General features: G+C 54.1%; 18 protein-coding genes. 15 read left to right on the top strand and 3 right to left on the bottom strand.

Annotated features, from left to right (window positions below):
• Positions 1 to 134 precede the first annotated feature (134 nt).
• The 8 genes from ihfB (at position 135) to EOS98_RS14425 (ending at position 9,029) form a co-directional block, all read left to right on the top strand.
• Positions 135 to 419: an integration host factor subunit beta gene (ihfB, locus tag EOS98_RS14460; RefSeq protein ID WP_000167332.1), complete on the top strand. Its 285-nt coding sequence runs from the start codon at positions 135 to 137 to the stop codon at positions 417 to 419.
• A gap of 229 nt (positions 420 to 648) precedes the next feature.
• Positions 649 to 2,913 (top strand): ComEC family protein, encoded by a 2,265-nt coding sequence (locus EOS98_RS14455; protein WP_023193417.1) that lies wholly within the window; start codon positions 649 to 651, stop codon positions 2,911 to 2,913.
• A 36-nt stretch (positions 2,914 to 2,949) separates the two neighbouring features.
• Complete coding sequence (gene msbA / locus EOS98_RS14450) at positions 2,950 to 4,698, top strand: lipid A ABC transporter ATP-binding protein/permease MsbA (protein WP_000551246.1); 1,749 nt, start codon at positions 2,950 to 2,952, stop codon at positions 4,696 to 4,698.
• Entirely contained in the window at positions 4,695 to 5,672 is a 978-nt protein-coding gene (gene lpxK / locus EOS98_RS14445) for a tetraacyldisaccharide 4'-kinase (protein WP_000561702.1), read from the top strand. Before msbA ends, lpxK begins: the two co-directional genes overlap by 4 nt.
• A 43-nt stretch (positions 5,673 to 5,715) precedes the next feature.
• Positions 5,716 to 6,948, top strand: a complete 1,233-nt coding sequence (locus tag EOS98_RS14440) for a winged helix-turn-helix domain-containing protein (RefSeq protein ID WP_127821177.1) — start codon at positions 5,716 to 5,718, stop codon at positions 6,946 to 6,948.
• Between the two features lie 51 nt (positions 6,949 to 6,999).
• Positions 7,000 to 7,182, top strand: a complete 183-nt coding sequence (gene ycaR / locus EOS98_RS14435; RefSeq protein WP_000350061.1) for a protein YcaR — start codon at positions 7,000 to 7,002, stop codon at positions 7,180 to 7,182.
• Entirely contained in the window at positions 7,179 to 7,925 is a 747-nt protein-coding gene (kdsB, locus tag EOS98_RS14430) for a 3-deoxy-manno-octulosonate cytidylyltransferase (RefSeq protein WP_000011576.1), read from the top strand. The genes ycaR and kdsB overlap by 4 nt, the downstream gene beginning before the upstream one ends.
• Before the next feature lie 210 nt (positions 7,926 to 8,135).
• Positions 8,136 to 9,029 carry a YcbJ family phosphotransferase gene (locus EOS98_RS14425; RefSeq protein WP_000436889.1) on the top strand — a complete coding sequence of 298 codons (894 nt, stop codon included), beginning with the start codon at positions 8,136 to 8,138 and terminating at the stop codon, positions 9,027 to 9,029.
• Here the strand turns inward: EOS98_RS14425 and elyC are convergent.
• A complete protein-coding gene (gene elyC, locus EOS98_RS14420) occupies positions 9,009 to 9,785 on the bottom strand; it encodes an envelope biogenesis factor ElyC (RefSeq protein ID WP_000899554.1) in 777 nt (258 codons plus the stop codon). The genes EOS98_RS14425 and elyC overlap by 21 nt on opposite strands.
• 135 nt (positions 9,786 to 9,920) lie before the next feature.
• Here elyC and cmoM point away from each other — a divergent pair, with 135 nt between their 5' ends.
• The 7 genes from cmoM (at position 9,921) to EOS98_RS14380 (ending at position 20,863) form a co-directional block, all read left to right on the top strand.
• Entirely contained in the window at positions 9,921 to 10,724 is an 804-nt protein-coding gene (gene cmoM, locus EOS98_RS14415) for a tRNA uridine 5-oxyacetic acid(34) methyltransferase CmoM (RefSeq protein ID WP_001154025.1), read from the top strand.
• Positions 10,717 to 12,039 (top strand): chromosome partition protein MukF, encoded by a 1,323-nt coding sequence (gene mukF / locus EOS98_RS14410; protein WP_001288828.1) that lies wholly within the window; start codon positions 10,717 to 10,719, stop codon positions 12,037 to 12,039. Before cmoM ends, mukF begins: the two co-directional genes overlap by 8 nt.
• Positions 12,020 to 12,724 (top strand): chromosome partition protein MukE, encoded by a 705-nt coding sequence (gene mukE / locus EOS98_RS14405; RefSeq protein WP_000060024.1) that lies wholly within the window; start codon positions 12,020 to 12,022, stop codon positions 12,722 to 12,724. Before mukF ends, mukE begins: the two co-directional genes overlap by 20 nt.
• Positions 12,724 to 17,190, top strand: coding sequence for a chromosome partition protein MukB (gene mukB / locus EOS98_RS14400; RefSeq protein WP_000572733.1), 4,467 nt, complete (start codon positions 12,724 to 12,726; stop codon positions 17,188 to 17,190). The genes mukE and mukB overlap by 1 nt, the downstream gene beginning before the upstream one ends.
• Before the next feature lie 344 nt (positions 17,191 to 17,534).
• Positions 17,535 to 19,382, top strand: a complete 1,848-nt coding sequence (gene ldtD, locus EOS98_RS14390; protein WP_126524159.1) for a L,D-transpeptidase — start codon at positions 17,535 to 17,537, stop codon at positions 19,380 to 19,382.
• A 257-nt stretch (positions 19,383 to 19,639) separates the two neighbouring features.
• Positions 19,640 to 20,188, top strand: a complete 549-nt coding sequence (locus EOS98_RS14385; RefSeq protein WP_000357052.1) for a YcbK family protein — start codon at positions 19,640 to 19,642, stop codon at positions 20,186 to 20,188.
• 27 nt (positions 20,189 to 20,215) lie between these two features.
• Positions 20,216 to 20,863, top strand: a complete 648-nt coding sequence (locus EOS98_RS14380; RefSeq protein WP_001109471.1) for an MBL fold metallo-hydrolase — start codon at positions 20,216 to 20,218, stop codon at positions 20,861 to 20,863.
• Between the two features lie 61 nt (positions 20,864 to 20,924).
• Here the strand turns inward: EOS98_RS14380 and aspC are convergent, their stop codons facing one another.
• Both aspC and ompF read right to left on the bottom strand, forming a co-directional pair.
• A complete protein-coding gene (aspC, locus tag EOS98_RS14375) occupies positions 20,925 to 22,115 on the bottom strand; it encodes an aspartate transaminase (RefSeq protein ID WP_000462653.1) in 1,191 nt (396 codons plus the stop codon).
• A 184-nt stretch (positions 22,116 to 22,299) separates the two neighbouring features.
• Positions 22,300 to 23,391 carry a porin OmpF gene (ompF, locus tag EOS98_RS14370; RefSeq protein ID WP_000977709.1) on the bottom strand — a complete coding sequence of 364 codons (1,092 nt, stop codon included), beginning with the start codon at positions 23,389 to 23,391 and terminating at the stop codon, positions 22,300 to 22,302.
• Positions 23,392 to 23,911 lie beyond the last annotated feature (520 nt).

The raw sequence follows: 23,911 nt of genomic DNA, 5'->3' as shown, positions 1-23,911 counted from the left end.
TTAGTCCGAAGTATAACGAGATTACTTGACAGATTGCAGGTTTCGGCCTGTAATCAAGCACTAAGGGCGGCTACGGCCGCCCTTAATCAATCTCACGGCTGCAGCCAATTTGCCTTTAAGGAACCGGAGGAATTATGACCAAGTCAGAATTGATTGAAAGACTTGCAACCCAGCAATCTCACATTCCCGCTAAGGCGGTTGAAGACGCGGTAAAAGAGATGCTGGAGCATATGGCCTCGACTCTTGCGCAGGGCGAGCGTATTGAAATCCGCGGTTTCGGCAGTTTTTCTTTGCATTACCGCGCGCCTCGTACCGGACGTAACCCCAAGACCGGCGATAAAGTGGAACTGGAAGGAAAATACGTTCCTCACTTTAAACCGGGTAAAGAACTGCGCGATCGCGCCAATATTTACGGTTAAGTTTTAACGCAAAACTTGAACCCGAAAAAAGCACCGTCAGGGTGCTTTTTTCATTTATACGCCGTCAGGCGCAAACGCTATTCGACCGAAAACTGGAAAACGTTTCGCATTTTTTGCTGCGTCTTACATTTATCAGGTAAAAAACCTGGAATCCGCGCCGTATAGCACAAAATCCCCTCCAGACAATGGCGTCCTGAACCTGCACACTTTCCCGCACAGGGAGGTGTCTATGAAGATAACGACGGTCAGCGTATGCGTAGTATGCGGAATACTTCCGCTCATGATATTGCCAGTATTACCTGACACGTGGATTCTCGCGGTGCTGTTTTGTCTGGCATGTTTGCTTTGCCTCATACCCCATCACTATGCGCGCTACGCGGCATTAACTTTGCTCTTTTTCATGTGGGGGATATTTGCCGCCAGGCAGGCCATCTGGGCGGGAAACGTCCTGCCCGCCGCGACGCAGGAGGCGACAGTCGTCATTACTGCCACCGATCATATGACCACTCATTATGGGCGAATCACCCATTTGCGCGGAAAGCCGCTCTTTCCTGCTGTAGGGATTGTCCTGCATGGCCAGTACTTACCCACGGAAGTGTGTGCCGGACAACAGTGGGCGATGACGCTGAAGGTCAGAGCGGTACACGGACAGCTTAACGAAGGCGGTTTTGATAGCCAACGTTACGCGCTGGCGCAGCATCAACCGTTGACCGGGCGTTTTCTACAGGCTAAAGCGATTAACCCTGAGTGTAGCTTGCGAGGGCGCTATCTTGCTTCGCTTCGCGCTACGCTTGCGCCTTATCCGTGGCAGCAGGTTATTCTGGCGTTGGGAATGGGGGAGCGGGGAGCGGTGTCGCAGGAGGTGAAGGCCGTTATGCGCGATACGGGGACGGCCCATTTGATGGCGATTTCCGGCCTGCATATCGCTTTTGCCGCGTTATTGGCTGCCGGATTAATCCGTGGCGGACAATTCTTTTTGCCGGTCAGATGGATTCGTTGGCAGACGCCATTGCTGGGCGGCATTCTTTGCGCGATATGTTATGCCTGGCTTACCGGCTTACAACCGCCTGCGCTGCGCACGGTGGCGGCGCTGAGCGTCTGGGGAGGATTAAAATTAAGCGGACGACAGTGGAGCGGCTGGCAAGTCTGGTGCTGCTGTCTGGCCGCGATTATTTTCGCCGATCCTGTGGCGGTTATATCACAAAGTCTTTGGCTGTCAGCATTTGCGGTTGCCGGCCTGTTATTCTGGTATCAGTGGTTTCCTGCGCCAAACGGAAATTTTCCACGGGGCTTACGTTGGTTGCTTAACCTGCTTCACCTACAGGCAGGCATTACACTTCTGCTTTTGCCTCTCCAGGTGGCGCTTTTTCATGGCATAAGCGTTACCGCAATGCTGGCGAATCTTTTTGCCGTACCCTGGGTCACATTTGTGACGGTTCCACTCATCCTGGCGGGAATGATTCTGCATTTAACCGGGCCGTTTTTTCTTGAAGAGTGGGTATGGTACCTGACCGATCGCGCGTTAGCCGCGCTATTTTACCTGTTGAATGCTTTACCGCAGGGCTGGGTGAATATTGATAACCGTTGGCAGTGGCTGACGTTTTTGCCCTGGCTAATGCTTATCGCGTGGCGATTAAACGTCTGGCGTACCTGGCCGGCGGTCTGTTTATGCGGGTTATTGTTGATGAGCTGGCCACTCTGGCGGCCGATAAACGCCAGCGGATGGCAGGTGCATATGCTGGATGTCGGTCAGGGGCTGGCGATAGCGATCGTCAGGGGCGATAAAGTAATACTCTACGATACCGGTCGGGCATGGCCGGAGGGCGACAGCGGGCAACAGGTTATTATTCCCTGGTTGCGCTGGCATAATCTGACGCCGGAGGGCGTTATTTTGAGTCATGAGCATCTGGATCATCGGGGCGGGCTGCGTTCGCTACAGCAGGTCTGGCCGTCAATGTGGATTCGCAGCCCGTTAGGCTGGCAGGGACATTTGCCCTGTTTTCGCGGCGAGCAGTGGCAATGGCAGGGGCTAACGTTTCAGGCGCACTGGCCGTTACGCGAAAGTGCCGATCGAGGAAATAACCGTTCTTGTGTGGTCAAAGTGGATGACGGTGTACATAGCATCCTGCTCACGGGCGATATCGAAGCGGGCGCTGAACAAAAAATGCTAAGTCGTTACTGGCGACATCTTGCGGCGACGTTTATCCAGGTGCCGCATCATGGTAGTAATACGTCGTCGTCGCTACCATTTATTCAGCGCGTACATGGTGAAGCGGCGCTGGCGTCCGCATCGCGCTATAACGCATGGCGGCTGCCGTCCCGCAAGGTAAAACAGCGCTACCGACAGCAGGCGTATCAGTGGTTTGATACACCCCACCAGGGGCAAATTTCGCTGCTGTTTTCTCCGCAGGGCTGGCGCATACAAGGCTTACGGGATCAAATTTTACCTCGCTGGTATCATCAGTGGTTTGGCGTGTCCGAGGATAACGGGTAGAATATGCGGCTATTTCAACAAATGCTGGTTTTTTGAATGCATAACGATAAAGATCTCTCTACGTGGCAGACCTTCCGCCGACTGTGGCCAACCATAGCGCCTTTTAAAGCAGGTCTGATCGTGGCGGGCATAGCGTTAATTCTCAACGCAGCCAGCGATACCTTCATGCTATCGCTCCTCAAGCCATTACTGGATGATGGTTTCGGTAAAACGGATCGCTCAGTGTTGCTGTGGATGCCGCTGGTGGTTATTGGGCTGATGATATTACGAGGCATCACTAGCTATATCTCCAGCTACTGTATTTCATGGGTGTCAGGCAAGGTGGTAATGACCATGCGCCGTCGCCTGTTTGGCCATATGATGGGAATGCCCGTCGCCTTCTTTGATAAACAGTCTACCGGTACGCTGCTGTCGCGTATTACTTACGATTCAGAACAGGTTGCCTCTTCTTCATCTGGCGCGCTGATTACCGTGGTGCGTGAAGGGGCATCGATCATCGGATTGTTTATCATGATGTTCTATTACAGCTGGCAGCTGTCGATCATCCTGGTTGTTTTAGCGCCGATTGTGTCGATTGCGATTCGCGTTGTCTCAAAGCGGTTCCGCAGCATCAGTAAAAATATGCAGAACACGATGGGACAAGTGACTACCAGCGCTGAACAAATGCTGAAAGGACACAAAGAGGTACTGATTTTCGGCGGTCAGGAAGTCGAAACTAAACGCTTTGATAAAGTCAGCAATAAGATGCGACTGCAAGGCATGAAAATGGTCTCTGCCTCGTCAATTTCCGATCCTATCATTCAGCTCATTGCCTCGCTGGCGCTGGCGTTTGTCCTCTATGCTGCGAGCTTCCCAAGCGTAATGGATAGCCTGACGGCAGGGACCATCACCGTGGTGTTCTCCTCCATGATCGCGCTGATGCGTCCATTAAAATCGCTGACAAACGTTAACGCGCAGTTCCAGCGTGGGATGGCGGCTTGTCAGACGTTGTTTGCGATTCTGGACAGTGAACAGGAGAAAGATGAAGGTAAACGTGTCATTGACCGCGCGACCGGCGATCTCGAATTCCGCAATGTGACGTTTACTTACCCGGGCCGTGAAGTGCCGGCATTGCGTAACATCAATTTGAAAATTCCTGCCGGGAAAACCGTGGCGCTGGTGGGGCGTTCCGGATCGGGTAAATCAACTATCGCCAGTCTGATCACCCGTTTCTACGATATTGATGAAGGACACATCCTGATGGATGGTCACGATCTACGCGAATACACTCTAGCCTCTCTACGTAATCAGGTGGCGCTGGTTTCGCAAAACGTGCATCTGTTTAACGACACGGTCGCCAATAACATTGCTTATGCCCGGACGGAAGAATACAGCCGCGAGCAGATTGAAGAGGCGGCGCGCATGGCCTATGCCATGGACTTTATCAACAAGATGGATAATGGCCTGGATACCATCATCGGCGAAAACGGCGTACTGCTTTCCGGCGGTCAACGCCAGCGTATCGCGATCGCCCGCGCCTTACTGCGCGACAGCCCGATTCTGATCCTTGATGAAGCTACGTCCGCGCTGGATACCGAGTCCGAACGTGCGATTCAGGCCGCGTTGGATGAGCTGCAAAAAAACCGTACCTCTCTGGTGATTGCGCACCGTCTCTCCACCATCGAACAGGCGGATGAGATCGTTGTAGTCGAAGACGGTATTATCGTTGAGCGCGGCACTCATAGCGAGTTGCTGGCGCAACACGGCGTTTACGCCCAGCTACATAAGATGCAATTTGGCCAATGATTGCGCGTATCTGGTCGGGTGAATCCTCGCTATGGCGGTTACTGCTGCCGCTCTCCTGGCTGTATGGCCTGGTGAGCGGGGCGATTCGTCTGAGCTATAAGCTTGGTTTGAAACGCGCCTGGCGAGCGCCAGTACCGGTGGTTGTGGTAGGGAATCTTACGGCTGGCGGTAACGGTAAAACCCCCGTAGTTATTTGGCTGGTGGAAAAGCTGCAACAGCGTGGCGTGCGCGTGGGGGTCGTTTCCCGCGGCTACGGCGGGAAAGCTGCCGCTTATCCGCTACTTCTGACGCCGGAGACGACAACCGCAGAAGCGGGAGATGAACCGGTATTGATTTATCAACGGACCGGCGCGCCTGTCGCGGTAGCGCCTGAACGCGCCGCGGCGGTGAAAGCGATTCTGGCGGCGCATAATGTGCAGATTATTATCACCGACGATGGGTTGCAGCATTACCGGCTCGCGCGAGATATTGAAATTGTGGTGATTGACGGCGTGCGCCGTTTTGGCAACGGCTGGTGGCTTCCTGCCGGTCCTATGCGCGAACGCGCCAGTCGCCTGAAAACCGTAGACGCCGCTATCGTCAATGGCGGCGTCGCCCGGGCGGGCGAAATCCCCATGCAGCTAGCGCCTGGACTGGCGGTGAACTTACGTACGGGAGCGCGTTGCGATGTGGCGCAACTGAGCAATATTGTGGCGATGGCGGGCATCGGTCATCCGCCGCGCTTTTTCGCGACGCTGGAAGCCTGTGGCGCGCATCCGCAAAAGTGCGTCCCGCTGGCCGATCATCAAACGCTCGCCCCTGCTGACGTTCAGGCGTTGGTCGGTGAAGGACAGACCCTGGTAATGACGGAAAAAGACGCGGTGAAATGCCGTGCTTTTGCCGAAGATAACTGGTGGTTCTTACCGGTTGATGCGCGTTTGTCCGGTGAGCAGCCTGATAAGTTGCTTGAACATATCACCTCGCTGGTTCGCTAGCGTCCCCCAATGCAGCGGCAGTGATGAATTTATGGAGTCATGAATGTCATTGCCGTACCTTTCTCTTTCCCAGGCCCGGTGTCTTCACCTTGCTGCGCAGGGGCTATTGAAAAAGCCACGCCGTAACGTGCTGCCTGGCGATGTTCTTGCCGCCATCTCACGCATGGCGTTGCTGCAAATTGATACCATCAATGTTGTCGCACGTAGCCCCTATCTGGTGCTGTTTAGCCGTCTCGGTTCGTACCCGCAGGCCTGGATGGATGAGGCGCTGCGACGCGGCGAGTTAATGGAATACTGGGCGCATGAGGCCTGTTTCTTACCACGCCGCGACTTTAAACTTATCCGCCATCGTATGCTGTCGCCGGAAAAAATGGGCTGGAAATATCGCGCGGCATGGATGCATGAGCACGCGGAGGAAATAGAACAGCTAGTGCGGCATATTCAGGAGCACGGTCCGGTGCGATCTGCCGATTTTGAACATGCGCAGAAAGGCGTCAGCGGCTGGTGGGAATGGAAACCACATAAACGCCACCTTGAGGGTTTATTTACCGCCGGAAAAGTCATGGTTGTTGAGCGGCGTAATTTTCAACGTGTATATGATTTAACGCCCCGTGTGATGCCGCACTGGGATGATGAACGCGATGGACTGTCACAGCCGCAGGCGGAAAGCATGATGCTGGATAATAGCGCGCGCAGTCTGGGGATTTTCCGTGAACAGTGGCTGGCGGATTACTACCGCCTGAAACGTCCTGACCTTAAGGGATGGCGGGAGAGCCGGGCGGAACAGCAGCAGATTATTCCGGTCGAGGTGGAAACGTTGGGGCGGATGTGGCTTCATGCCGATCTTCTTTCGCAGCTGGAACCGGCGCTGAATAACGCCTTAAAGGCGACCCATAGCGCAGTGCTGTCGCCTTTCGATCCTGTGGTATGGGATCGCAAGCGGGCAGCGCAGCTTTTCGGATTTAACTATCGGCTGGAATGTTATACGCCTGCGGCGAAGCGCCAGTACGGTTATTTTGTGCTGCCGCTATTATACCAGGGCCGTTTAGTCGGGCGAATGGATGCCAAAATGCACCGTAAAACGGGGGTGCTTGAGGTTATCTCGCTGTATCTGGAGGACGATATCCGCCCTGGCGTTAATCTGCAAAAAGGAATCTGGCAGGCTATTAGCGCGTTTGCTGCCTGGCAACGGGCATCGCGCGTGACGCTGGGACAATGTCCGCCAGGCCTGTTTAGCGCCATGCGTCATGGCTGGGAAATAGACCCTGCACCCTAACCGATTATGTTAATATTGAAGGATTCACAATCCGGTCCATCTGGAGGAACTATGGATCATCGTCTGCTTGAAATCATCGCCTGCCCGGTATGTAACGGCAAACTCTGGTATAACCAGGAACAGCAAGAATTAATTTGCAAACTGGACAATCTCGCTTTCCCGTTACGCGACGGCATTCCTGTATTGCTGGAAAATGAAGCTCGCGCCCTGACATCTGATGAGAGTAAATCATGAGTTTCGTCGTCATCATTCCGGCCCGTTTTTCATCTACCCGACTGCCAGGCAAACCATTAGTGGATATTAATGGTAAGCCCATGATTGTTCATGTCCTGGAGCGGGCGCGCGAATCTGGCGCGGAACGCATTATTGTCGCGACCGATCATGAAGACGTGGCTCGTGCGGTAGAAGCGGCTGGCGGCGAAGTGTGCATGACGCGCGCCGATCACCAGTCCGGCACCGAACGGTTGGCGGAAGTGGTAGAGAAGTGCGGATTCAGCGACGATACCGTTATTGTGAACGTTCAGGGCGATGAGCCGATGATCCCGGCGGTTATTATTCGCCAGGTCGCGGAAAATCTGGCGCAGCGCCAGGTTGGCATGGCGACGCTGGCGGTGCCGATTCACAGCGCCGAAGAAGCGTTTAACCCGAATGCGGTAAAAGTCGTGCTGGATGCTGAAGGCTATGCGCTTTACTTTTCCCGGGCGACGATTCCCTGGGATCGCGATCGCTTTGCAAAAAGTCTGGAAACGGTAGGGGATACTTGCCTTCGTCACCTGGGCATTTATGGCTATCGCGCGGGATTTATCCGCCGTTACGTGAGCTGGCAACCCAGCCCGCTGGAACATATTGAAATGCTGGAGCAACTCCGTGTGCTGTGGTACGGCGAAAAAATTCATGTCGCCGTCGCCAAAGCGGTGCCCGGCACGGGCGTAGACACCGCCGACGACCTGGAGCGCGTGCGCGCTGAAATGCGTTAACATGATCCTGTTCATGATCGTCTTAGACGGTCATGAACAGCGCAGTATGATAGCGCAAAGATGAATACTCACGTCTGCTCATCAGTGGCGGCTTTCTCGTACCGTTACGATTTTCCTCATTTTTCTTTTCTTCCCTTGATCTGATACGGGTGACATCTGTCCATACGACGCTCATTATTAAAGCAGTAGCACTAATGGGGGTAATCTGGAATGGAACAGTTGCGGGCCGAACTCAGTCATTTGTTGGGTGAAAAACTTAGCCGTATAGAGTGCGTGAATGAGAAAGCGGATTCCGCATTGTGGTCATTATATGACAGCCAGGGCATTCCGATGCCGCTGATGGCGCGAAGTTTTACCACTCCCGGCGTTGCGCAGCAACTGGCATGGAAAACCTCAATGCTGGCGCGTAGCGGTACGGTGAGGATGCCGGTAATCTATGGCGTATTGACGCATGAAGAGCATCCTGGTCCGGATGTGCTGCTGCTGGAACGGCTGCGCGGTGTGCCGGTCGAGGCGCCGGCGCGCACTCCGGAACGCTGGGAACAGCTAAAAGATCAGATTGTCGAAGGATTGTTAGCCTGGCATCGGCAGGATAGCCGCGGTTGCGTTGGCGCCGTAGACCATACTCAGGAGAATATCTGGCCTTCCTGGTATCGTCAGCGGGTGGAGGTGCTGTGGACGACGCTAAATCAGTTCAGCAATACCGGCCTGACGATGCAGGACAGACGCATTCTGTTTCGTACCAGAGAATGTCTTCCTTCGTTATTTGAAGGGTTTAACGACAACTGCGTACTGGTGCATGGCAACTTCTGCCTGCGCAGTATGCTTAAAGACGCCCGTAGCGATCAGCTTCTGGCGATGGTCGGCCCCGGGCTGATGCTGTGGGCGCCGAGAGAGTTCGAACTGTTTCGCCTGATGGATAATCCATTGGCGGAGGGATTGCTTTGGCATTATCTGCAACGCGCGCCAGTGGCGGAGTCATTCATCTGGCGGCGTTGGCTCTATGTGCTGTGGGACGAGGTTGCGCAATTGGTCAATACCGGACGTTTTAACCGTACCAATTTTGATCTGGCGGCGAAATCATTACTCCCCTGGCTTGCCTGATATGCCTTTCAGCCATTGCCAAAGTCGCCCTAATGTTTCATACCCAGCGCGATCGCTGTGCATCAGCCAGACCGGGGACGGAATTGCCCGCTCCCAGGGATTGAGCGGCGAATCGATCGCCAACTGATTCGCCGGCGCGGGAAGCGGATTCAGCCCGGCATGCTGAAAGAAAATCATCGCACGCGGCAAATGCGAGGCGGAGGTTACCAACAGGAAAGGGGCGTCGCCGATGGCCTGCTTAACGGCGGCGGCTTCTTCTTCCGTATCTTTTGGCTTATCCAGCGTAATAATATCGCTACGCGGTACGCCCAGCGACTGCGCCACCCGCGCACCGACTTCCGCCGTGCTTACCGTATTGGTTTTTGCTACGCCGCCGGTAAAAATCAGCCTGGCTCCCGGATTCGCGCGCCACAGCCGAATGCCTTCCGCCAGCCGCGGCAAGCTGTTGTTAATTAAATTAGAGCTCGGCGCCCACTGCGGGTTCCAGGTATAGCCGCCGCCGAGAACCACAATATATTCCACCTTTTGCGGACCCTGCCAGGTAGGGTAGCGGTTTTCTATCGGACGCAGCAGATGGTCGGAGACGGGTTGCAGGCTTAATAGCAATAGCGCCAGCCAACCTACGCTGATAAATACTTTTCCGGTTTTTTGAAAGCGGCTAAACCAGAGCAGCGCCAGGCCGACGCCAATGATCAGCAACATCAGCGGAAGCGGCAATAACATACCGCCAATCACTTTCTTTAGTGTAAAAAGCATCCTTTTTGGTTCCTTTTTTAACCATATAGCGGAGGATTAACGGTGATATTACACCAGACAGGTTCATTCTCGCCGCGGCTGTGACAAAATAGCGGTTTTATCAGATAACGCCTGAGCCAGCCTGTGGAGAGTCCGATGCAGGATCGCAATTTTGATGACATCGCTGAAAAGTTTTCCCGTAACATTTACGGCACGACCAAAGGACAACTGCGGCAAGCCATTCTGTGGCAAGACCTGGACCGCGTGCTGGAGGAGATTGGCGGGCGAAAACTGCGGGTACTGGATGCCGGCGGCGGCGAAGGGCAAACGGCGATTAAGATGGCGGAACGCGGCCATCAGGTGACGTTATGCGATCTGTCTGGCGAAATGATCGCCCGCGCGCGGCAGGCGGCCGAGGCAAAAGGTGTGAGCAAAGACATGCATTTTATACAATGCCCGGCTCAGGACGTCGCTTCGCATTTGGAAAGCCCGGTTGATCTGATATTGTTTCATGCTGTGCTGGAGTGGGTAGCCGATCCTGTCGGCGTATTAGAAACGCTCTGGTCAGTATTGCGCCCTGGCGGCGCGCTGTCGTTGATGTTCTATAACGCTAACGGTTTGCTGATGCACAATATGGTGGCGGGTAATTTTGACTACGTGCAGGCGGGGATGCCTAAACGCAAGAAGCGCACGCTGTCGCCTGACTACCCGCGCGACCCCGCGCAGGTGTACCAGTGGCTGGAGGCGATTGGCTGGCAGATTACCGGTAAAACCGGCGTGCGTGTGTTTCATGATTATCTGCGTGAAAAACACCAGCAGCGTGACTGTTATGAGACCCTGGTCGAACTGGAAACGCGTTATTGCCGCCAGGAGCCGTATATTAGCCTTGGGCGCTACATTCATGTCACCGCGATTAAAAGCCCGGCGCTAGCCGCAGATGCAAGGATAACCTATGAGTGAATTTTCCCAGACAGTCCCCGAACTGGTTGCCTGGGCCAGAAAAAACGACTTTTCCATCTCGCTGCCGGTAGACAGACTTTCCTTTCTGCTGGCGGTCGCCACGTTGAACGGCGAACGCCTTGACGGCGAGATGAGTGAAGGCGAGCTGGTGGATGCATTCCGCCATGTGAGTGATGCGTTTGAGCAAACCAGCGAAACCATCGGCGTGCGCGCTAATAACGCGATTAACGATATGGTGCGTCAACGTCTGCTGAACCGCTTTACCAGCGAGCAGGCGGAAGGCAATGCGATTTACCGATTAACCCCGCTCGGGATTGGCATCACCGATTACTACATTCGTCAACGCGAATTCTCTACGCTGCGTCTTTCTATGCAGTTGTCGATTGTGGCCGGCGAATTGAAGCGCGCGGCGGATGCGGCAGCGGAGGGTGGCGATGAGTTCCACTGGCATCGCAACGTTTACGCGCCATTGAAATATTCGGTGGCGGAGATTTTCGACAGTATCGATCTCACCCAGCGCATCATGGATGAACAGCAGCAGCAGGTGAAAGATGATATCGCACAACTGCTGAATAAAGACTGGCGGGCGGCGATTTCCAGCTGTGAACTGCTGCTTTCCGAAACGTCCGGTACGCTGCGCGAATTGCAGGATACGTTGGAGGCGGCGGGCGATAAGCTGCAGGCTAACCTGCTGCGCATTCAGGATGCCACGATGACGCACGACGATCTGCATTTTGTCGACAGGCTGGTGTTTGACTTACAAAGTAAACTCGACCGCATTATCAGTTGGGGTCAGCAGTCTATTGATTTATGGATCGGTTACGATCGTCACGTGCATAAATTTATCCGTACCGCGATCGATATGGATAAAAACCGTGTCTTCGCCCAGCGGTTGCGCCAGTCCGTGCAGACTTATTTTGACGATCCGTGGGCGCTAACTTACGCGAATGCCGATCGTCTGCTGGATATGCGCGATGAAGAGATGGCGTTGCGTGACGATGAAGTCACCGGGGAGTTGCCGCCGGATCTGGAATATGAAGAGTTTAACGAGATCCGCGAGCAGTTAGCGGCCATCATTGAAGAACAGCTGGCTATCTACAAAACCAGACAAACGCCACTGGATCTTGGGCTGGTGGTGCGCGAGTATCTGGCGCAATACCCGCGCGCGCGTCATTTCGACGTGGCGCGTATTGTTATCGATCAAGCGGTACGTCTTGGCGTAGCGCAAGCAGATTTCACCGGACTGCCAGCCAAATGGCAGCCGATTAATGATTACGGAGCCAAGGTACAGGCGCATGTCATTGACAAATATTGAACAAGTGATGCCGGTTAAGCTGGCGCAGGCGCTGGCGAATCCGTTATTTCCGGCGCTGGATAGCGCATTACGTTCGGGCCGCCACATTGGGCTGGACGAACTGGATAATCATGCCTTTCTGATGGATTTTCAGGAATACCTGGAAGAGTTTTACGCGCGTTATAACGTGGAGCTGATTCGCGCGCCGGAGGGGTTCTTCTACCTGCGTCCACGTTCTACCACGCTTATCCCGCGCTCGGTGTTATCCGAACTGGATATGATGGTCGGTAAAATTCTCTGCTACCTCTATCTTAGCCCGGAGCGTCTGGCCAACGAAGGGATCTTTACTCAGCAAGAGTTGTACGACGAGCTGCTTACCCTTGCGGACGAAGCCAAACTGCTAAAGCTGGTGAATAACCGCTCGACGGGATCTGACGTTGATCGTCAGAAACTGCAGGAAAAGGTGCGTTCTTCTTTAAACCGCCTGCGTCGTTTGGGCATGGTATGGTTTATGGGCCACGACAGCAGCAAATTCCGCATTACCGAATCGGTCTTCCGCTTTGGCGCGGATGTCCGCGCCGGCGACGATCCTCGCGAGGCGCAGCGTCGTCTCATCCGCGACGGGGAAGCGATGCCCATTGAAAACCATCTGCAACTTAATGATGAGACCGAAGAGAATCAGCCGGACAGTGGAGAGGAAGAATAATGATTGAACGCGGTAAATTTCGCTCGCTAACGCTGATTAACTGGAACGGTTTTTTTGCTCGCACTTTTGACCTGGATGAACTGGTCACGACGTTATCCGGGGGCAACGGCGCCGGGAAATCCACGACGATGGCGGCGTTCGTCACGGCGCTGATCCCGGATCTCACATTACTGCACTTTCGTAACACCACGGAAGCCGGCGCCACCAGCGGTTCGCGCGATAAAGGTCTGCACGGTAAGCTGAAGGCGGGCGTCTGTTACTCCATGCTCGACACCATTAATTCCCGCCATCAGCGGGTGGTGGTCGGCGTGCGTCTGCAGCAGGTCGCTGGGCGCGATCGCAAAGTGGACATCAAACCGTTCGCTATCCAGGGGCTGCCGATGTCGGTACAGCCGACACAACTGGTGACGGAGACATTAAACGAACGTCAGGCGCGCGTACTGTCGCTTGCTGAGCTGAAAGACAAGCTTGACGAGATGGAAGGCGTGCAGTTTAAGCAGTTTAACTCCATCACCGATTATCATTCGCTGATGTTTGACTTAGGGATTATCGCCCGTCGTCTGCGCTCCGCTTCCGATCGTAGTAAATTCTATCGTTTGATAGAGGCCTCGCTGTACGGCGGGATCTCCAGCGCCATTACCCGGTCGCTACGCGATTATTTATTGCCGGAAAACAGCGGCGTGCGCAAGGCGTTCCAGGATATGGAGGCGGCGCTGCGCGAGAATCGACTCACACTGGAAGCGATTCGTGTTACCCAATCCGATCGCGATCTGTTTAAGCATTTGATCAGCGAAGCCACCGATTATGTGGCGGCGGATTATATGCGCCACGCCAATGAGCGTCGGGTTCACCTTGATCAGGCGTTGGCGTTTCGACGCGAACTGTACACATCGCGCAAACAACTGGCGGCGGAGCAGTACAAGCACGTCGATATGGCCCGTGAGTTGGGCGAACATAACGGCGCCGAAGGTTCTCTTGAAGCGGATTACCAGGCGGCGAGCGATCACCTGAATCTGGTGCAAACCGCGCTGCGCCAGCAGGAAAAAATTGAACGCTACGAAGCGGATCTTGAAGAGCTGCAGATTCGACTCGAAGAGCAAAACGAAGTAGTGGCGGAAGCCGCCGAAATGCAGGACGAAAATGAAGCGCGTGCCGAAGCCGCCGAGCTGGAAGTCGATGAACTCAAAAGCCAGCTTGCGGATTACCAGCAGGCGCTGGATGTACAGCAAACGCGCGCGATTCAGTATAACCAGGCGATATCAGCGCTCGCCCGCGCTAAAGAACTTTGCCATCTGCCTGATCTAACGCCGGAAAGCGCCGCCGAATGGCTGGATACTTTCCAGGCAAAAGAGCAGGAAGCTACGGAAAAACTGCTGTCGTTGGAACAAAAAATGAGCGTGGCGCAAACCGCGCACAGCCAGTTTGAGCAGGCTTATCAGCTGGTGGCGGCGATCAACGGCCCGCTGGCGCGTAGCGAAGCCTGGGACGTGGCGCGCGAGCTGTTACGGGACGGCGTGAACCAGCGTCATCTGGCGGAACAGGTACAGCCGCTGCGGATGCGCCTGAGCGAACTGGAACAGCGGCTGCGCGAGCAGCAAGAGGCGGAACGTCTGCTGGCGGAGTTCTGTAAGCGACAGGGCAAAAATTTTGATATTGACGAACTGGAAGCGCTGCATCAGGAGCTGGAAGCCCGCATCGCGTCCTTGTCTGATAGCGTATCGTCAGCCAGCGAACAGCGTATGGCCTTGCGTCAGGAGCAGGAGCAGCTTCAATCCCGTATCCAGCATCTGATGCAACGCGCTCCTGTCTGGCTGGCGGCGCAAAACAGCCTGAACCAGCTTAGCGAACAGTGCGGCGAGGAGTTTACGTCCAGCCAGGAAGTGACCGAATACCTGCAACAGCTACTGGAGCGTGAGCGCGAAGCCATTGTCGAACGCGACGAAGTGGGCGCGCGTAAAAATGCGGTTGATGAAGAGATCGAACGTTTAAGCCAGCCGGGCGGCGCGGAAGATCAGCGTTTGAATGCGCTGGCGGAGCGTTTTGGCGGGGTACTGCTGTCGGAAATCTACGATGATGTCAGTCTTGAAGATGCGCCGTACTTTTCCGCACTGTATGGCCCGTCGCGCCATGCGATCGTCGTACCGGATTTATCGCAAATAGCCGAACAGCTTGAAGGTCTGACCGACTGCCCGGAAGATCTGTACCTGATCGAAGGCGATCCGCAGTCTTTTGATGACAGCGTATTCAGCGTTGACGAGCTGGAAAAGGCGGTGGTCGTGAAAATTGCCGACCGTCAGTGGCGTTATTCGCGTTTCCCGTCGCTGCCTATTTTTGGCCGCGCGGCGCGTGAGAACCGTATTGAGAGTCTCCATGCGGAACGGGAAGTGCTTTCCGAGCGCTTTGCCACGCTCTCGTTTGACGTGCAGAAAACCCAGCGTTTGCACCAGGCGTTCAGCCGTTTTATCGGCAGCCACCTTTCCGTTGCCTTTGAGGACGATCCGGAAGCGGAAATTCGCCGACTGAACGGGCGTCGCGTCGAACTGGAGCGCGCGCTGGCGACGCATGAAAACGACAACCAGCAGCAGCGCCTTCAGTTTGAGCAGGCGAAAGAGGGCGTTTCCGCGCTTAACCGTTTGCTGCCGCGGCTGAATTTATTGGCCGATGAAACACTGGCCGATCGGGTCGATGAAATTCAGGAACGGTTGGATGAGGCTCAAGAAGCGGCGCGATTTGTGCAGCAATATGGCAACCAGTTAGCCAAACTGGAGCCGGTGGTTTCCGTTCTGCAAAGCGATCCGGAACAGTTTGAGCAGTTAAAAGAAGACTATGCATGGTCGCAGCAAATGCAGCGTGACGCGCGCCAGCAGGCTTTTGCGCTGGCTGAAGTCGTCGAACGTCGGGCGCATTTCAGCTATTCCGACTCGGCGGAAATGCTGAGCGGCAACAGCGATCTCAATGAAAAGCTGCGCCAGCGACTGGAGCAGGCGGAAGCCGAGCGTACCCGCGCCCGCGAAGCGTTGCGCAGCCATGCCGCGCAGTTAAGTCAGTACAGCCAGGTTCTGGCCTCGCTAAAAAGCTCTTATGACACGAAAAAAGAGCTGCTTAACGATTTGCAGCGCGAATTACAGGATATTGGCGTTCGCGCCGACAGCGGGGCGGAAGAGCGCGCCCGCCAGCGTCGCGATGAACTGCACGCCCAGTTGAGCAATAACCGTTCGCGTCGCAATCAGCTTGAGAAAGCGCTCACCTTCTGCGAAGCGGAGATGGAGAACCTGACCCGTAAGCTGCGCAAGCTGGAGCGCGATTATCATGAAATGCGCGAGCAGGTTGTGACCGCGAAAGCCGGCTGGTGCGCAGTCATGCGGATGGTGAAAGACAATGGCGTGGAACGCCGTCTGCACCGTCGTGAGCTGGCTTATCTGTCGGCGGATGAACTGCGCTCCATGTCGGATAAGGCGTTGGGCGCGCTGCGCCTGGCCGTCGCGGATAACGAACATCTGCGCGACGTATTGCGTCTGTCGGAAGATCCGAAACGCCCGGAACGTAAAATCCAGTTCTTTGTGGCCGTTTACCAGCATCTGCGCGAACGTATTCGTCAGGATATTATTCGTACCGACGATCCGGTTGAAGCCATTGAACAAATGGAGATTGAGCTGAGCCGTCTGACGGAAGAGCTGACATCGCGTGAGCAAAAGCTGGCGATCAGTTCCCGCAGCGTGGCAAACATTATCCGCAAGACTATCCAGCGTGAGCAGAACCGTATCCGTATGCTGAACCAGGGTTTGCAAAGCGTCTCGTTTGGCCAGGTGAATAGCGTGCGGTTAAACGTCAACGTGCGTGAAACGCATGCCACCTTGCTGGATGTGCTTTCAGAACAGCAGGAGCAGCACCAGGATCTGTTTAACAGCAATCGTCTGACCTTCTCCGAAGCGCTGGCGAAACTGTACCAGCGTCTGAATCCGCAGATCGATATGGGGCAACGCACGCCGCAGACCATCGGCGAGGAGCTGCTGGACTACCGTAACTATCTGGAAATGGAAGTTGAAGTTAACCGAGGGTCCGACGGCTGGCTGCGTGCGGAATCCGGCGCGCTATCAACGGGGGAAGCTATCGGGACCGGGATGTCAATTCTGGTGATGGTGGTGCAAAGCTGGGAAGACGAAGCGCGCAGACTGCGCGGGAAAGATATTTCGCCATGTCGCCTGCTATTCCTCGATGAAGCGGCGCGTCTGGATGCGCGTTCTATCGCCACGCTGTTTGAACTATGCGAACGTTTGCAGATGCAGCTCATCATTGCCGCGCCGGAAAACATCAGTCCGGAGAAGGGCACGACCTATAAACTGGTGCGTAAAGTGTTTCAGAATACTGAGCATGTTCATGTTGTCGGGCTGCGTGGCTTTGCGCCGCAGCTTCCGGAAACGCTTCCCGGTACGCAGACGGAAGATACGCCTTCAGAAGCGAGTTAAACACGGCAGAAACGATGACGTGCCTGATGGCGCCTCGCTTATCAGGCAAGGCCGGATAAGTCGGTTACGCCGCCATCCGGCACAACAAGTTCTGTTTTATCATTAGCCTGGGGCGGCGAAAGCCGCCTTTTTCTTTATCTGAAAAATCTCTCCGGGTAGTGCATTTTCTTTAAACTTCTTTACATTAGGTTAGGCAAAAACGTAACGAACTTTATATACTGGAGTTAAGCCTGACGAGTGAGCAGGCTGACTCGTCATACTAAACAAAAGCATTGGTTGCGGTTGACCCGCGCTGCGGGCAGCGCAGTCATGCGGAGTATGATAACGAAAACAGGGGGCAAGGGATGTTGCTTAACAAGATGTGTGGTCGTTGTCTGTCGGCAATCAGTTTATGCCTGGCCGTAACATTCGCTCCACTGTTCAATGCGCAGGCCGATGAGCCTGAAATGATACCTGGCGATAGCGCCGTTGCCGCGACGGATCAGGCTGGGCCGCAGAAACAATCAGCCGCGACGGCGATTATGGCCGGGATTCAGCCGCTGCCGGAGGGCGTTTCAGCCGAGAAAGTCCGGGCTGATTTACAGTCGCAGCTTCCTTCCGGCTATACGCCGGTCTATATGAGCCAACTGACATTGCTGTATGCCGCGCGCGACATGAAGCCCATGTGGGATAATCGCGATGCGGTGAAAGCCTTCCAGCAACAGTTGGCGGAGGTGGCGATTGCCGGATTCCAGCCGCAGTTTACCGCCTGGGTGGCATTGTTGACCGATCCCGCCGTAAACGGTATGGCGCGCGATGTTGTGTTGTCAGACGCCATGATGGGCTATCTCCATTTCATTGCGAATATCCCCGTCAAAGGCCAGCGCTGGTTATATAGCAACAAACCTTACGCATTGGCGACGCCGCCAGTCTCGGTGATTAACCAGTGGCAAATCGCGCTGGAAGAGGGCCAGTTGCCGATGTTTGTCGCCAGCCTGGCGCCGCAGCATCCACAGTATGCGCCCATGCATGACGCGTTGCTGAAGCTGGTGGCGGACTCTCGCCCGTGGCCGCAGTTGGCCAATACCGCGACGCTGCGCCCGGGGCAATGGAGTAACGATGTGCCTGCGCTGCGCGAAATATTACAGCGTACGGGGATGCTGGATGGCGGTCCAAAGATAGCCTTACCCGGCGATAACACTGCTGATAGCGCCGTCGTCAGCCCCTCCGCCGTGGTCGACGAAATATCGGTGGCGCAGCCGGTCGACGAACCAACGGCCCGCCGTAGTAAGTCGGCTCCGGCGGCACGCGCCTACGATCGTGAACTGGTCGAGGCGGTAAAGCGTTTTCAGGCATGGCAAGGGCTGGGGGCGGATGGCGTTATTGGCCCGGCGACGCGTAACTGGCTTAATATGACCCCCGCGCAACGCGCAGGCGTACTGGCACTGAATATCCAACGTTTACGCCTGCTGCCGGCGGAACTCTCTACCGGTATTATGGTAAACATTCCCGCTTATTCGCTGGTCTACTATCAGAATGGCAACCAGGTGCTGGCTTCGAGGGTGATCGTCGGGCGTCCCGATCGTAAAACGCCGATGATGAGCAGCGCGCTGAATAATGTGGTGGTGAACCCGCCGTGGAACGTTCCGCCCACGCTTGCGCGTAAAGACATTTTACCGAAGGTGTGGAATGACCCAGGCTATCTGGAGCGCCATGGCTACACCGTGATGCGCGGCTGGAACAGCAAAGAAGCGATCGATCCGTGGCAGGTTGACTGGGCCACCATTACGCCATCGAATCTTCCGTTCCGTTTCCAGCAGGCGCCAGGCGCGCACAATTCGCTGGGGCGTTATAAATTTAATATGCCGAGCTCAGATGCGATCTATCTGCACGATACGCCTAACCATACTCTCTTTCAGCGTGACGCCAGGGCGTTAAGTTCCGGCTGCGTGCGGGTCAATAAGGCCTCTGAACTGGCGAATATGCTCTTGCAGGATGCTGGCTGGAACGATGCGCGGATCTCAGGCGCCCTGAAGCAAGGCGACACGCGGTATGTCAATATCCGGCAGAACATTCCAGTAAATCTTTACTATCTGACCGCGTTTGTCGGCGCAGATGGACGTATGCAATATCGTACAGATATTTACAATTACGATCTCACAGCGCGATCCAGCGCACAAATTGTGCCAAAGGTTGAACAATTAATCAGGTAAATGAAGAAGTTCTGGTAAATATGTTGTCCTAATGTTTGGCTTCAACGGGGCGTTTCGCTGTAGACCCCCGTTGTGGCTGGGGGAGGGCCATCTTGACGCGGGCTTTATCGGCAGTTAAGGTGCCTTTCGTGCGCCAGAAGTGCATATACAACAACCTTTAAGTCGACCGGGCCGTTCAGAAGTCTGTGCCAGCCGATCATGTCTGCTTAAAGGTAGAAGTGTATTAACGATAACATTGACCTGTAGACCTGATTATCATGGACAAATTTGACGCTAATCGCCGCAAGCTGCTGGCGCTTGGTGGTGTCGCTCTCGGCGCCGCCATCCTGCCCGCGCCAGCGTTTGCCACACTCTCGACCCCACGCCCGCGCATTTTGACGTTAAACAATCTCCATACCGGAGAGTCAATCAAGGCGGAGTTTTTCGATGGAAGAGCCTACATTCAGGATGAATTAGCAAAGTTAAACCATTTTTTCCGTGACTATCGCGCGAATAAAGTCCGATCAATCGATCCCCGCCTGTTTGACCAACTTTACCGACTTCAGGGGCTGTTAGGGACGCGTAAACCTGTGCAGCTCATCTCAGGCTACCGTTCTCTTGATACCAATAATGAATTACGCGCCCGTAGCAGCGGCGTAGCGAAAAAAAGCTACCATACAAAAGGGCAGGCGATGGATTTTCATATTGAAGGCGTGGCGCTGAGCAATATTCGCAAAGCGGCGTTATCTATGCGCGCAGGTGGTGTAGGATATTACCCACGTAGTAACTTTGTGCATATTGATACCGGGCCGGCGCGGCACTGGTAATCAGCGAGGCTTAATCAAAGGAGCAGTATGAACTATCGTATTATTCCGGTCACCGCGTTCTCCCAGAACTGTTCATTAATCTGGTGCGAACAAACTCGGCTGGCGGCGCTGGTCGATCCGGGCGGCGACGCGGAAAAAATTAAACAGGAAGTGGACGCCAGCGGCGTGACGTTGATGCAAATTTTACTCACGCATGGGCATCTCGATCATGTCGGCGCGGCGAGTGAACTGGCGCAGCATTACGGCGTTCCTGTTATCGGTCCGGAAAAAGAAGATGAGTTCTGGCTGCAAGGACTGCCGGCGCAAAGCCGCATGTTTGGTCTGGATGAGTGTCAGCCGCTGACGCCTGATCGCTGGTTGAACGACGGCGATCGCGTCAGCGTGGGGAATGTGACGTTACAGGTGTTACATTGTCCGGGACACACGCCGGGACACGTGGTTTTCTTTGATGAACAGTCGCAACTGCTGATCTCCGGCGATGTGATTTTCAAAGGTGGCGTCGGGCGCAGCGATTTTCCTCGCGGCGATCACACCCAGTTGATTGACGCCATTAAGCGTAAATTATTGCCGCTTGGCGATGATGTGACCTTTATTCCTGGCCACGGCCCGCTCTCTACGCTCGGATACGAGCGTCTGCATAATCCCTTCCTGCAAGATGAGATGCCGGTCTGGTAAGCAGAATGAAAAAGCCTGCAATGTGCAGGCTTTTTTATCGGTCACGCCAGTCGGCAGCTTTTTATAGTACCGCGACAATGGCTTCGCACAGCGGCGCCATATTATCCGGGGTCATGCCCGCCACGTTCACGCGACCAGAAGCCACGGCATAAACGCCAAACTCTTCACGCAGACGCAGCACCTGATCTTTGGTCAGACCGCTGAATGAGAACATCCCGTTCTGCTTGATAATAAAGCTGAAGTCACGGTTCGCGCCTTTTTCCTGCAAGGTATTCACGAACAGTTGACGCATACGCTGAATACGCTGGCGCATGTCCGTCAGTTCCTGTTCCCAGATAGCGCGCAGGGCGTCATTACTCAGGATAGTCGCGACGATGGACGCGCCGTGCGCTGGTGGGTTGGAGTAGTTAGCGCGAATGGCGGATTTCATCTGGCTAAAAGCGCGATCCACGGTTTCCGCATCGGCAGCCACGAGGGTGCAGGCACCGACGCGCTCATTATATAAGCCGAAGTTTTTGGAGTAGGAGCTGGCGACAATGAGCTCTTTATGCAGCGCTGCAAAGGCGCGCAGACCTTCCGCATCTTCTTCCAGGCCGCGGGCAAAGCCCTGGTAGGCGAAATCGAATAGCGGCAGCCACCCTTTTTCAACGGAAAGCTCAGCCAGAACCTGCCACTGTTCCAGAGTAGGGTCAATGCCGGTTGGGTTATGACAGCAACCGTGGAACAGAACCACATCGCCGGCCTGTGCTTCGCTCAGGCTGGCTTGTAGCGCTTCAAAATCCAGCGTGTGATTTTCCGCATCGTAGTAAGCGTACTCCCGAACTTCCAGGCCGGCAGCGTTAAACACGCTTTTGTGGTTCGGCCAGCTGGGGTTGCTCACCCACACCCGTTTTACCGGAGTATTTTTTGCTAAAAAGTCGGCGGCAATGCGTAACGCGCCGGTACCGCCCGGCGTTTGCGCCGTGCGTGCGCGCTTATCGTTAATCAGCGCGCTGCCTTTGCCGAACAGCAGTTCCTGAGTGCAGCGAGCAAATTCCGGAATCCCGTCAATGCCGAGATAGTTTTTCGTCGTTTCATTTTCCAGTAAATACTGCTCGGCTTTTTTAACGCTGGTGAGCACCGGTGTTTTGCCGGTTTCATCTTTATATACGCCAATGCCAAGGTTAATTTTCCCTGGACGGTCATCGGCGCGAAACAGATCGGCCAGGCCCAAAATCGGGTCGGCAGGAGCGGCGGTTATGTTCTCAAACATGACGAGGTTCCATTATAGTTACAGAAGGGAAATCCGCTATCAGGTTAACGGCAGATTTACAAAATGCCAACCGTTAGCGCTAAAAAGCCCGCCTGTTTTTGAAAGACGCACATTTTCTCTAAGAGAGATAAAAAAACAGGACCGAAGTCCTGTTTTTGAGGCATAAAACAAAGGGGTCTGCTGATCAGAACTGGTAAGTAATACCGACAGCCGCCTGATCGTCGGTGCCAACGTAGCTGGAGCTGTAGTCGTTTTCGTCCAGCAGGTTGAAACGGTAGTCAACCCATACGTTCATGTTTTTGTTGAAGTAGTAAGTCGCGCCCGCCTGAATATATTTCGCCAGATCGGCCGAGCCGTCGGCGCCGTTCAACTGCTTACCTTTACTCTGCACATACGAGATTGCCGGACGCAGGCCGAAGTCAAACTGGTACTGAGCGACCACTTCCAGGTTCTGCGTTTTGTTTGCCATTTCCACGGTATCGGTAACCGTATTTTCAACAATGCTCATATTGCGGGTTTCAGCATATACGGCAGCCAGGTAGACGTTGTTTGCATCATATTTCGCGCCAACGGCCCATGACTCTGCGCGATCGCCATTACCATCGCGATCCTGCTGATCGTTAGTACGCTTGCTGTTGCTGTACGCTGCGGTGACGCCAAAGCCGTCGAACTCATATGCCATGGTGTAACCTACGCCATCGCCATTCTGAGAGTTAATGCTGTGGTTGTCCTGATTTTTACCCTGATACTGGATACCGAAAGAGAGACCGTCCACCAGACCAAAGAAGTCAGAGTTACGGTAGGTCAACAAACCGCCAGCACGGCTGGTCATGTAGTTATCAGTATAGGCGCCGCCCCAGGTTTCGCCGGAGAAGTAGGGGGCCATATCGGTATAGGATTCAACATCGTAAACGATACCGTAGTTACGACCATAATCGATTGAACCCACTTCCGCGTATTTCAAACCCGCGAAGGCCAGACGGACCAGATTCGAGTTCTGCTGTTCGCCTTCAGCGCGGTCTGCTTTAGTACGGTATTCCCACTGACCGAAACCGGTCAGATCGGTGTTAATCTGCGTTTCCCCTTTAAAACCAATCTGGGCATAAGTCTGGTCGGCATTTTTGCTATCGCCGGTCGTTGTCCATACGTGACGACCCACGGCTTTACCGTACAGATCCAGCTTATTACCATCTTTATTATAAATTTCTGCTGCGTTTGCGGTTGCAGCAGCCAGCAGGGCAGGGATCACCGCTGCCAGGATTTTGCGCTTCATCATTATTTATTACCCTCATTGGTTTTTTTATATGACACCTGCCACTGCCGTCAATAAATTCCGTCAATAAAACTTTACAGAAATATTGATGAGAGTTTGGTGTCTTTATGTGTCTGACAGGCATCTTTCCATTCAAACTAACGTTTCGCTACCGTGAAAGTGCTACAAATATAAAGATTTAGTTTCAAAAGGAAAAAATATGTAAACAAATGTTATTTTCGCGGAACTTTGTGAACAACGTCAAACTTCCCCTGAGTTCTCGCTTTGGTTTGATCATTTTTATTTTATCGCTATGATTTTATTGCATTTATTGGTTTGGGGCACCGTTGTGTCTGAAAAAGCAGCAGACGAGCTATTTCATAAAAATAGCCATTTAGAAGTCTTGATGTCTGAAATTGTGGTGAAAAATTGTGCTATTAGAACAGAAAAATCTAATCCGCAATAAAATTAAGGATTAATTTTTATGTGTAAATATTTTAGTGAAATATACAGTAACAAGATGTGGTAATTCAGAGGGTTGTAA

It is taken from the genome of Salmonella sp. SSDFZ69, from assembly GCF_004010755.1.
GTDB classification, from domain to species: Bacteria; Pseudomonadota; Gammaproteobacteria; order Enterobacterales; family Enterobacteriaceae; genus Salmonella; species Salmonella enterica.
The sequence above is the reverse complement of the archived record's forward strand: the minus strand, read 5'-3'. Positions and strand labels throughout refer to the sequence as shown.